This window comes from Mesorhizobium sp. dw_380 (genome assembly GCF_018588885.1).
GTDB lineage: Bacteria > Pseudomonadota > Alphaproteobacteria > Rhizobiales > Rhizobiaceae > Mesorhizobium.
Window position 1 is genome coordinate 43,303 of record NZ_JAFFIW010000040.1, and the last position, 11,639, is coordinate 54,941.

At 64.3% G+C, this 11,639-nt stretch carries 8 protein-coding genes; 6 read left to right on the top strand and 2 right to left on the bottom strand.

All coding sequences use genetic code 11. The features are described from left to right. The first annotated feature begins 8 nt into the window (after positions 1-8). Genes JT360_RS27105 through JT360_RS27120 form a run of 4 tightly spaced genes read left to right on the top strand, consistent with a single transcriptional unit; the run spans position 9 to position 2,776 of the window. On the top strand, positions 9-779 hold the full coding sequence (locus JT360_RS27105) for a FadR/GntR family transcriptional regulator (RefSeq protein ID WP_214475533.1): 771 nt from the start codon (positions 9-11) through the stop codon (positions 777-779). Positions 780-819: 40 nt separating this feature from the next. After that, complete coding sequence (gene kduI / locus JT360_RS27110; protein ID WP_214475535.1) at positions 820-1,671, top strand: 5-dehydro-4-deoxy-D-glucuronate isomerase; 852 nt, start codon at positions 820-822, stop codon at positions 1,669-1,671. Then, a complete protein-coding gene (gene kduD, locus JT360_RS27115; RefSeq protein WP_214475536.1) occupies positions 1,668-2,432 on the top strand; it encodes a 2-dehydro-3-deoxy-D-gluconate 5-dehydrogenase KduD in 765 nt (254 codons plus the stop codon). The genes kduI and kduD overlap by 4 nt, the downstream gene beginning before the upstream one ends. 11 nt (positions 2,433-2,443) lie before the next feature. Beyond that, positions 2,444-2,776, top strand: coding sequence for a cupin domain-containing protein (locus JT360_RS27120; RefSeq protein WP_214475538.1), 333 nt, complete (start codon positions 2,444-2,446; stop codon positions 2,774-2,776). Between the two features lie 171 nt (positions 2,777-2,947). Here the strand turns inward: JT360_RS27120 and JT360_RS27125 are convergent, their stop codons facing one another. Continuing rightward, positions 2,948-4,369, bottom strand: coding sequence for a coniferyl aldehyde dehydrogenase (locus JT360_RS27125; protein ID WP_214475540.1), 1,422 nt, complete (start codon positions 4,367-4,369; stop codon positions 2,948-2,950). Between the two features lie 273 nt (positions 4,370-4,642). Between JT360_RS27125 and recQ the strand changes: the two genes are divergently transcribed. Further along, positions 4,643-6,466 (top strand): DNA helicase RecQ, encoded by a 1,824-nt coding sequence (recQ, locus tag JT360_RS27130; RefSeq protein ID WP_214475541.1) that lies wholly within the window; start codon positions 4,643-4,645, stop codon positions 6,464-6,466. A 39-nt stretch (positions 6,467-6,505) separates the two neighbouring features. Here the strand turns inward: recQ and JT360_RS27135 are convergent, their stop codons facing one another. Further along, positions 6,506-7,459, bottom strand: a complete 954-nt coding sequence (locus JT360_RS27135; protein WP_214475543.1) for a DUF1186 domain-containing protein — start codon at positions 7,457-7,459, stop codon at positions 6,506-6,508. Between the two features lie 347 nt (positions 7,460-7,806). Between JT360_RS27135 and JT360_RS27140 the strand changes: the two genes are divergently transcribed. Continuing rightward, positions 7,807-11,639: beta strand repeat-containing protein (locus JT360_RS27140; RefSeq protein WP_214475545.1), on the top strand; the 3,833-nt coding region annotated here is incomplete at its 3' end.

Below are 11,639 nucleotides of genomic sequence, written 5' to 3' on the forward strand. Positions count from 1 at the left end.
TTTGCCACGTGTCCGCTGCCGCAACCGACCTCAGGGTCGAGAGAAAACCGAAACTGTCGGAGACCGTCGTCGTGGCGATCCGCAAGCAGTTGCAGGCGGGCGAAATCCTGCCCGGCCACAAACTGCCGACCGAAGGCCAGCTAACCGAAACCTTCGGCGTCAGCCGCACCGTCATCCGCGAGGCGCTGGCCAAGCTTGCCGCGGACGGCCTTGTCGAACCGCGGCAGGGCGCCGGCGTCTTCGTCACCGAGCACATCTCGACCATGTTCGGGGCGCTGGCCGCCGACATGGGAGCCAAGGATTCCATCGCCCTCAACGTGCTCGAAGTGCGCCTCGCCATCGAGATCGAATCGGCCGGGCTCGCGGCGACCCGCCGCAACGCCGCGCAGGAGGCGGCGATCCAGGAAGCCTTCTTCGAGTTCGAGAGGCTGCTGCTTGCCAGCGAGCCGACCGGGCCGGCCGACCTTGCCTTCCACCGCGCCATCGCCAGCGCCACCAACAATCCGTTCTATGTCGAGATGCTCGACGTGCTCGGCCGGCGCGCCATTCCGTGCGACGTGACCTCGCCCTGGTCGACCGAACTGGTGCAGTCCGACAGCTACCAGCGCGGACTGCAGCGCGAGCACCTGGTGATCCTGAATGCGATCACCTCGGGCGACGCCGAAGCCGCGCGCGAGGCAATGCGCACGCACCTCGCCGCCAGCCAGCAGCGCTACCGCGAACGCCTGCATGCAAGGCAGGTTTTTTATGCCGATTCGGTCAAGGCCGGCGGCGAATGACCATCCCGAGTCAGGACTGCCCATCTCGAGCCAGGACAAAATGAGCCAGAGCCATACCGACTTCACCTCGCGCTTCGCCATCGATCCGGTTGCGGCCGCGGCAATGGGAACCGATGAGCTTCGGCACAATTTCCATATCGAAAACCTGTTCCAGCTCGGCCGCGTCAGCCTGACCTACACCCATTACGACCGCATGATCGTCGGCGGCGCCGTGCCGACCGGAGTGCCCTTGCCGCTGGAAGCGATCAAGCCGACGGGGACGAAAAACTTTCTCGACCGGCGTGAGCTGATCGCCGTCAACATCGGGGGTGCCGGCAGCGTGACAGCCGACGGCCAATCGTTCGAATTGCAGGCGCGCGACATGCTGTATCTCGGCATGGGCACGCAGCAGGTGTCGTTTGCCTCGGCAAATTCCAGTGAGCCGGCCAAGTTCTATCTGCTCAGCGCGCCGGCACATCAGGCTCATCCCAGCCGGCTGATCCGCCTCGACGACGCCAAGCGTCTTGACCTCGGCGGCAAGGAAGCCTGCAACGAGCGCTCGATCTTCCAGTTCATCCATGCCAACGGTGCGAAAACCTGCCAGCTTGTCGTCGGCATGACGCAGCTGGCGCCAGGCTCGATCTGGAACACCATGCCGTGCCATGTGCATGACCGGCGCATGGAGGCCTATCTCTACTTTGACTTGCCGCAGACGGCCCGCGTCTTCCACTTCATGGGCGAGCCGGATGAAACGCGCCATATCGTGATGCGTAACGAGGAAGCGGTGCTGTCGCCTGGATGGTCGATCCATTCAGGCGCCGGCACGTCGAACTATGCCTTCATCTGGGCGATGGCCGGCGACAATGTCGACTACACCGATGTCGATCCGGTGGCGATGGACGAGTTGCGGTGAGCGATTTCTCCGCCTTCAGCCTGGCCGGCAAACGCATTCTCGTCACCGGCGCCAACACTGGCATCGGCCAGGGCATCGCGATTTCGATCGCACGCGCCGGCGGCGTGGTGGTTGGTGTCGGCCGTTCTTCCATGGATGACACGGCGAGCAAGGTCGCGGCCGTCGGTGGCCGGTTCGAGGCGGTGAGCGCCGACCTTGCCGACACGTCCGCCGCCGGGCCCTTGCTTGACAAGGTGTGGGACGAGAGCGGGCCGCTCGACGGGCTGGTCAACAATGCGGGGATCATCCGGCGCGCCGATGCCGTCGATCTCAGCGAGAGCGACTGGGACGACGTCATGGACGTCAATTTGAAGACGGTCTTCCTGCTCTGCCAGTCCTTTGCCCGGCGTGTCCTTGCCCGTGGAGGCCAAGGTAAGATCGTCAACATCGCCTCGGTGCTGAGTTTCCAGGGCGGCATCCGCGTCGCGTCCTATACCGCCTCCAAACATGGCGTGCTCGGTATCACCCGGCTGCTCGCCTGCGAATGGGCATCGAAGGGCATCAACGTCAACGCCATCGCGCCGGGCTATATCGAGACCAACAATACGCAAGCGCTGCGTGCCGATCCCGACCGTAGTGCCGCCATATTGGGCCGCATCCCGGCCGGCCGGTGGGGCCAAGCCGGAGACATTGGCGATGCCGCCGTCTTCCTGCTGGCGCCGGCGTCGAACTACATGCATGGCGCCGTGGTGCCAGTGGATGGCGGCTGGCTGGCGCGATGAGGAGAACAACGATGACGAAGATTTTCGCTCATGCCGGTGACAGTGCCTGGACGGCGACGCCTGACGGCAACAGGCGGCGTGTTCTCCTGCACACCGACGAACTGATGCTGGTCGAATTCGGTTTCGACGCGGGCGGTGTCGGCGCCTTGCACTCACACCCGCATGTCCAGGCAAGCTACGTCGCCGAAGGTCGCTTCGAGGTGACCATCGACGGCCGGACCGAAATCCTCGCGGCCGGCGGCAGCTTCATCGTGCCGTCCGGTCTGCTGCATGGCGTCAAGGCGCTGGAAGCGGGGCGGCTGGTCGACAGTTTTACGCCGCACCGGGCTGATTTTCTCGCCTGAGCACAAGCCTCCGGTTTCGCGACCACTTCCGAAGATGAAAACCCGCGCCTTGGGAGGCGCGGGTTTGTTGCCTGGGCGCTTGTGGCGCCGCGGTACTCAAAACATCACCGCAGGATCGGAAACCTGCCGGATGATGGTGAAGATAAGCTTAACGCCGATGGCTGCGTCCGCTCAGGTGATGTGCCTGAGCAGGCCGAAAAGCCGCTCGAAGGTCTTGCCGTAGGGCGGGCGCAGCAGGGCGCCGGCGCTCAAGCGCGACTGCAGGAAAACCGGCTTGTCCTTGCTGAAGGTGCGGAACCCCCATTGCCCGTGATAGGCGCCCATGCCGCTGGCGCCGACACCGCCGAAGGGCTGGTTCTCCTGCACCAGGTGCAGCATGCAGTCGTTGATGGTGACGCCGCCGGCGACGGTCTCGCGCAGGATGCGCTGGCGGTTGCCGCTGTCGCGCCCGAACCAGTAGAGCGCCAGGGGCCGATCCGCCCGGTTCACATGGTCGATCGCCTCGTCGACGGTGGCGTATTCGACGATCGGCAGCACCGGCCCGAAAATCTCTTCGCGCATCAGGCGCAGGTCCGGGCCGGCATTGCTGACCAGGGTCGGCGGAAGCTTCCGGCTCGCGGTGCCGAATTCTTCGCCGGCCGGATTGATTTCGGTGACCTTGGCGCCGGCGTCGCGAGCTTCCGCGATCATGACGCGCAGGCGCTGGTAATGCCGGTCGCTGATGATGGCGGTATAGTCGGGGTTGTCGCGCAGGCTCGGATAGAGCTTCGCGACCGCTGTTGCGAGCTTGGCTGCGACCGTGCCTGCCTGTCCCTTGGGCACCAGCAAATAGTCCGGTGCGATGCAGGTCTGCCCGGCATTGAGCAGCTTGCCGTAGGCGATGCTGGCTGCTGCCGCATCGAGGTCGCAGGAGGGATCGAAGATTGCCGGAGACTTGCCGCCGAGTTCGAGCGTGACCGGGGTCAGATTGGCGGCGGCCGCGATCGCCACCTGGCGGCCGACCGCGGTCGAGCCGGTGAACAGCAGATGATCGAACGGCATCGACACGAAGGCCTTGCCCATTTCGGCATCGCCAGTGATGACGCTGAGCTCGTCCGGGGCGAAATGTTCACCGGTCAGTCTGGCCAGCAGCTCCGAGAAAGCGGGTGTCAATTCGGAAGGCTTGACCAGGACGCGGTTGCCGGCGGCAAGGGCTGCGGTAACCGGCGCGACGGCGAGCTGGAAGGGATAGTTCCAGGGCGAGACGATGCCGACGACACCAAGCGGCTGCGGCAGCAGGCGGTTCTTGCCCGGCAGGAACGGCAAGGTGGTGGCGACACGACGCTCCCGCATCCAGCCCTTCAGATGGGACAGCGCATGGCGGATACCGGCGCGCACGACAAAGAGCTCGGCAAGACGGGTCTCATGCGCCGAGCGGCCGCCAAAGTCGGCGTCGATCGCTGCGCAGATGTCGGCTTCGTGCCGCTCGGTCAGCGCCAGCAGGCGTTTCAGGCGATCCTTTCGCACGGCAAGCTCCGGAAAGGGCTGCGCCTCGAAGGCCGCGCGCTGCAACTGGAGCCGCTCGCCGAGAGCATCCTGTCTCACCTGCAGCATCGTGCCCTCCCTGGCTCGCCTGGCCAAGCTTACATCGCAGCGCGGAGGAATCCAGCGGGGTGAGGATGCCGTAGGGGAAGGCGCTCGCCAGGCACGCACATCGGTCGGCTGGCTTCGGCGTTCCCACCGCCAGGCGATCCCGGTGCGGGCTTGTATCGGTTGTGGTCCGATGACAGCTGCGCTAAGGCAAGGTGCCTGCGCGGAGAGTCTCTTGATCGGTTTCCACTTCCTCTCCAATCCACGAAAAATCGCTTCCGCCCCGGTGTCCGTCTGATGCCGGCACAGGCAGCGAGCATTGCCGTCGAGGATCCCAAGCGGCGCGTTCTAAAGGACGTGTTCGGTTTCGACGATTTCCGTCCGGGCCAGGCCGATGTCATGGACGCGCTGCTCAGCAGGCGCCATGTGCTGGCCGTGATGCCGACGGGGGCGGGCAAGTCGCTCTGCTACCAGGTTCCGGCGCTGGTCCTGGGCGGTCTCACCCTCGTCGTTTCGCCGCTGGTGGCGCTGATGCAGGACCAGGTCGCGGCCTTGCGGCTGGCCGGAGTGGCGGCCGACACGATCAATTCCTCGCTTGATCGCGAGGCCAATGTCGCCGCCTGGCGCCGTGTCGCTTCCGGCCAGACGCGGCTGCTTTATCTGGCGCCGGAGCGGCTGATGACCGAGCGCATGCTCGAGGCGCTCGCGAGGCTCGACGTCAGCCTGATCGCGGTCGACGAGGCGCATTGCATATCGCAGTGGGGACCGGCGTTCCGGCCCGAATATGAAGACCTGTCGCGCCTCCGGCACATATTTCCCGACGCGCCGATTATTGCGGTGACGGCGACGGCGGACGAGGCGACGCGCACCGACATCGCCGCCCGGCTGTTCGCCGAGCGTGTCGAAACCCTGGTGCTGGGTTTCGACCGGCCGAACATCAAGCTGGCGATCGAGTCCAAGCAGGACAGCAAGCGGCAGTTGCTGCGTTTCATCGAGCGCCACGCTGGCAAGAGCGGCATCGTCTACTGCCTGTCGCGCAAGAAGACCGAAGAGATGGCGGCCTTTCTCGAGAAGAACGGCGTCACCGCGCTTGCCTATCATGCCGGCATGAGCAAGGACGCGCGTGAGGCCAATCAAAACGCTTTCATGACGCTCTCCGGCGTCGTCATGGTGGCGACCATCGCCTTCGGCATGGGCATCGACAAGCCTGATGTCGCCTATGTCTTCCATACCGACATGCCGGGCAGCCTGGAGGCCTATTATCAGGAGATCGGCCGCGCCGGCCGTGATGGACGCAATGCCGAGGCGCACATGCTTTATGGGCTTGGCGATATCCGCATGCGGCGGCTTTTCATCGACGACGAGGACGCATCGGTCGAGCACAAGAAGCGGGCGCATCGCCGGCTCGACACGCTGATCGGCTATTGCGAGACGGCGCAGTGCCGGCGCCAGGTGCTGCTTGGCTATTTCGGCGAAGAGGCGCAGCCTTGCGGCAATTGCGACAACTGCCTCGACCAGGTGCCGCGCGCCGATGGCGGCGCGGAGGCGCGTATCATCCTGGCGGCTGTCGCGCAGAGCGGCGAGCGCTTCGGCGCCGCCCATGTGATCGACATCCTGCTCGGCCATGAGACCGAGAAAATCCTCGCCCGGGGTCACCAAAGGCTGGCCGGGTTCGGCAGCGGACTGGCGCACAAAAGGGATTTCTGGCTGTCGTTGATCCGCCAGCTTGTCGCCGGCGGTTTCCTGGAGCCGGATCCAAGCGGCCATGGCGGTCTCGCCATCGCCGAAAAGGGTCACGCGCTTGGCCGCGGCGAGATCGCCTTCCACTACCGTGTCGAGGTGCGCGGCCGCGCCTTGCGCAAGATGCGAGCGGCCGAGGGTTCTGGTATGAACGCCGAGGGCATCGACGCATCATTGCTGGCCACGCTCAAATCCCTGCGGCTGCGGTTGGCGAAAGAGCGCCAGGTGCCGGCCTATGTGGTGTTCTCCGACCGCACGCTGATCGACATGGCTGAACGCCGCCCTTCCGACCTCGACGCCTTCGCCGAAGTGAATGGCGTGGGAGCGGCGAAGCTCAAGGAGTTCGGGGAGATTTTTCTCGCAGCGATTGCCGGGCATTAATCCGAATTGAGCTGAAGCGGTCGGCACGTCGCGCTCAGTCTACAGCGGGCCATCCAGGCAGCATTTTTTGAATTTCAGGCCGCTGCCACAGGGGCACGGATCGTTGCGCCCGACATCGCGCCAGGGATTGACCACCGGTTCCGTCGGGCTCGCCCACGCCAGCGGCAAAGGCGGCTGCCAGTCCTCGTTTTCGTGGTTGTCATCTTCTTCCCCATGGCGGCACCAATCGAACGCTTCAAGGACATCGTCGATATAGCCGAGATTGTTGCGCTTCAACCGCGCGATGTCGTTCGGCGCCTGCTCAGCCGCCCGCAGGTCCTCTTCGAAATGTCGGCGTTCAAGAACCCATGAGGGAATGCGGCCTTCATCCCAGGCGGCGTAGACGAGTGGCGCCAGGTCGCGCCACCCCAGCATGGCGATCGAATCGAGCCAACCGACCCAAGCCTGGTCGTCAGCCAGTCTGTCAACGTGGAATTGCCGTAGGAAGAGGCGCATCCGGTTCTGTTCGATGCGGCCATCCCAGGTCAGAAAGGTTGCAGCCCCGAACAGCGCTTCGCGGATGAATTCGTCGACAGAGCGATCGGCGATGACGCCGAACAGCGCCTCTGCATCGCCATCGAATACGCCCGCGGCGATTTGCGAGAGGCTTTCGGTGATAACGTCACCAAGCAGACGATCCACTTCGTTTGCCGGGCGCCGCAGCAGGCGCAGCAAGGGCTGGCACGCTTGGCTATCCCGAGCGGCGCCTAGAATGTACAGGCCTCTGAAGAGCAGCATCTGCTCGTCGTCCGACAAAGCCGCACCATCAGCCGCCCTTGCAAGGACCGCGCGCAACGCGGAACCGGATTCTTCGATCCTGATCGTGCACAGCCCGATTGCGAGATCCGGCACCTGCCGCTCGGTCGCTACAGCATGAAGGTAGTCTTCTATCGGGAACAGTTCGAAGTCGTCGCTGCCATTGCCGAGGAGTTTTTCCAAGTCTTCTTTCTTCATGGTGCCTCGATCGTCAAAACTCACCGAAAATTCTACCCGAAACCATCCAGCTTTCAACGAAACTGTCCGGCTTTCAACAGCGGACGCTAATATTCATGGTGCGTAAGCTTTAGTTACCTTCCGGTGACTGTTGCCTGCAGGCAACATGCTTGATGAAAAGCAGAATGGGGCGGGGACAACTCTTGCCCTCCATCATGGTTGGCCTCTCTATTGCTGGTGGCGCACGGATTCTCGTTCAAAGCCTTCATAATCATGATGAGACACGCCTTGGGTCGTTGCAGTCGGCGCACCTTGCCGATGTTGTTGTGCCGATAGGGCGCGCGACGGTCATTTCGTGAGGGCAAGGCATGTCTGGCGTGACATTTCCGGGCGCGGCTCGTCGATCGGGCCGTGCGAAAGTTCTTCTTGCCACAACCTCCATGGCGGCTGTGCTGACGGCCTCACTGCCGGCGGCAGCCGACAGTACCTGGACTACCACCAATGGAAACTGGGGCGATTCGGCGAACTGGACTTCCGCCACGGTTCCCAATGCGGTCGGCGCAACCGCGACTTTCAACGCGGTCGTTCCCAACTGGAACTACGCCGCTGTACTGACCGGCGGTCCGTACACGGTCGGTACGCTAAACCTCGATAGTTCCATCGCCAACAGCGGTTATAACTTGCAATCGGGCACACTGATCATGGAGGTCAGTTCAGGGTCGGCGGCGATCAATGTGCAGAGCATCAATTTCGCAGCCGACTTTGCGACCACGGCAATACTGCAACTGAATTCCAATACGACGGTCACCACTGCCAGCTCCGCGGCACATCTGACGGTCGACGGCCTGGTCACTGGCACCGGCGCACTGACCGTGGCGGGTCCCGGTTCTGTCGTTCTCAATCACACCAACACCTACACCGGCGGAACCAATATCGCTGCCGGCGCGCTGCGTATCGGCGCCAGCGGGGCGCTCGGAACCGGCGATGTGACCTTCACCGGCAGCGGCACGCTCGGCGCGGATGCCACGGCGACGTTGGCGAACGACATCGTGATAAACGATGGCGTGACCGCGACGTTCGGCGCGGCGGCGGGAAAGACGCTGACGCTGGATGGCTCTCTTGGCATCGGCGGCAGCGCGGGCATGAAGATCGGCTCCGCGACGGACACCGGCACGGTGGTGTTCGCGCCGACGTCGGTGGGCTTCGGCCAACTTTTTAGCAATACCTATGAGGTGGCCGGCGGCACCTTACGCGTGGGTAGTCTCGCATTTAGCACCGGATTCCTCGCCGACGGAGTCTCGACGACGGTCGACAGCGGCGCCACGCTCGACCTAAACGGCTTCAATACCAGCGTGAACACTCTCTTCGGCGGCGGCACGATCACAACCGGGGGTGCCACACTGAACCTGAGCGGAGGGAGCAACTTCGCTGGCGCCATCACCGGAGCCGGCGCGCTCCGCGTGTTTTGGGGCACGCAGATACTCACGGGCGCCAACACCTACACCGGCGGCACCACGATCGACACCCCGGGGACACTGCAGCTCGGCAACGGCGGCGCGGGCGGGTCGATCCTCGGCGACGTCAGCGATAATGGGGCGCTGATCTTCAACCGGTCGGACAGCTATACGTTCGCCGGCACTATTACCGGCACCGGCACAGTTTCGCAAAACGGCACCGGCACGACGATTCTCACCGGTACCAACACCTATTCGGGCGGGACGACGATCGCAGCCGGTGCACTGCAACTCGGCAATGGCGGCGCCGGCGGTTCGATCCTCGGCGACGTCACCGACAATGGGACGCTGATCTTCAACCGGTCGGACAGCTATACCTTCGCCGGCACCATCACCGGCACCGGCACGCTCGCGCAAAACGGCGCCGGCACGACGACCCTCACCGGTGCCAACACCTATTCGGGCGGGACGACGATCGCTGCCGGCGCGCTGCGCATCGGCGCCGGCGGGGCGCTCGGAACCGGCAATGTGACCTTCACCGGCAACGGCACGCTCGGGGCGGATGCCACCGCGACATTGACCAACAAGGTCGCGATAAACGATGGCGTGACCGCGACGTTTGGCGCGGCGGCGGGACAGACACTGACGCTGAATACGCCGGATTTTGCCATCGGCAACGGCTCGGGCATCAAGTTCGGTTCCGTAACGGACACGGGCACCGTGGTGTTCGCGCCGGCAGCGGGAACGTTCACCGGCGCTCTTTTCACCCAGACCTTTGAAGTGGTCGGCGGCACCTTGCGCGGCGGCAGTTCCGCCTTGGGCGGCTTGCTTGATGCCGGAGCCTCGACGACGATCAATGGCGGCGCCACGCTCGACATCAACGGCTTCAACACACGCGTGAACACGCTGCTTGGCAGCGGCACGGTCGCAACCGGCGGTGCGACACTGGGCCTGAGGGGGGCGAGCAACTTCGCCGGCGCCATCACGGGGACCGGCGCGCTCGATGTGGTTAGCGGCACCACGACACTTTCGGGCACCAACGCCTATACCGGCGGCACCACGATCGATGCCGGGGCCGCACTGCAGCTTGGCAATGGCGGGGCCGGCGGATTGATTGTCGGCGACGTGCTCGACAACGGCCTGCTGGCGTTCAACCGGTCTGACGCCTCCACCTTCGCCGGCGCGATCTCGGGAACCGGTTCTGTTGCGCAAAACGGCACCGGCACCACGATCCTTACCGGGGCCAGCACCTATACCGGCGGCACGGCAATCAATGGCGGAACGCTGCAGCTCGGCAATGGCGGGGCCGGCGGGTCGATCGTCGGCGACGTTGTCGACAACGGCCTGCTGGCGTTCAACCGGTCTGACGCCTACACCTTCGCCGGTGCGATCTCGGGAACCGGTTCTGTTGCGCAAAATGGCACCGGCATCACAATCCTTACCGGGACCAGCGCCTACACCGGCGGCACGACGATCTCAGCCGGCAGCCTGCAGCTCGGCGACACCGGCAATACCGGCAAAATCGTCGGCGCCGTGGTCAACAATGCCATTTTCGAAATCGTCAATGCGGACACGACAGGCATCACTTCGATCGCCAACAACGGCGCGACGAGCTTCTTCAACGCAACAAGCGCCGGCAGCGCCCACATCACCAACGATGGCGGCCTCGCCTTCTTCGACACCAGCACGGCCGGCGGCGCCCACATCACCAACAATGGCGGCCTCGCCTTCACCAGCACCAGCACGGCCGGTAGCGCCAGCATCATCACCAACAGCGGCGGCCAGACCTATATAGCCGAGAGTGCCAGCGGCGGGACTGCCCGCTTCATCCTGAACGGCAGCGGGTTGCTGGATATTTCAGGGCTCACGACCGGCGGCACCACAGTCGGTTCGATCGAAGGTGACGGCAGTGTCTTTCTCGGCGCGAAGGATTTCGCGGTCGGCGGCAACAATCTCTCGACCATTTTTTCCGGCGTGATCCAGGACGGTGGTTTCTCTGGCGGCGCCGGCGGCTCGCTGACCAAGACCGGCACCGGCACGCTCGTTCTCTCCGGCACCAACACCTATACCGGCGCGACCACGATCGACGGCGGCGTGTTGGAGGTCGATGGCGCGATCACCAACTCATCGAGCGTGACCGTGAACGCCGGCGGCACCCTGACCGGCACCGGCCTTGTCGATCCTCCCAACACCGTGACCATCGCGTCCGGCGGCATGCTGGCGCCAGGCAATGGTACGCCGGGCACGTCGATGACGATATCGGGCGATCTCGCGTTCCAGTCCGGTGCGCAATATCTGGTGCAGCTCAATCCCGCGACCTCGTCGTTCGCCAACGTCACCGGCACGGCGACGCTCGGCGGCGCGACGGTGAATGCCGTCTACGCCAATGGCGGCTATGTCGCCAAGCAATACACCATATTGACCGCAGCCAGTGTCGATGGGCCCTTTGGCTCGCTGGTCAACACCAACCTGCCGTCCGGTTTCACGGCGGATTTGAGCTACGACAAAACGCACGCCTATCTCGATCTGTCGCTGGCGTTCATTCCGCCGCCAGGCGCGGGGCTTTCCGGCAACCAGCAAGCCGTCGGTGACGCCATCATCAACGCCTTCGACACCAATGGTAGCGTTCCGCTGGTGTTCGGCGGCCTGACGGCGGCGGGGCTTTCCCAGCTCTCCGGCGAGGTGGCGGCCGGTGCTGTCAATGCCGGCATCGACAGCGCCGACCAGTTCATCAACGCGCTCGATAT

Coding starts and splice junctions, on each gene's coding strand:
- kduI (WP_214475535.1), top strand. CDS start 820: ATGAGCCAGAGCCATACCGACTTCACCTCGCGCTTCGCCATCGATCCG.
- JT360_RS27120 (WP_214475538.1), top strand. CDS start 2,444: ATGACGAAGATTTTCGCTCATGCCGGTGACAGTGCCTGGACGGCGACG.
- JT360_RS27125 (WP_214475540.1), bottom strand. CDS start 4,369: ATGCTGCAGGTGAGACAGGATGCTCTCGGCGAGCGGCTCCAGTTGCAG.
- recQ (WP_214475541.1), top strand. CDS start 4,643: ATGCCGGCACAGGCAGCGAGCATTGCCGTCGAGGATCCCAAGCGGCGC.
- JT360_RS27135 (WP_214475543.1), bottom strand. CDS start 7,459: ATGAAGAAAGAAGACTTGGAAAAACTCCTCGGCAATGGCAGCGACGAC.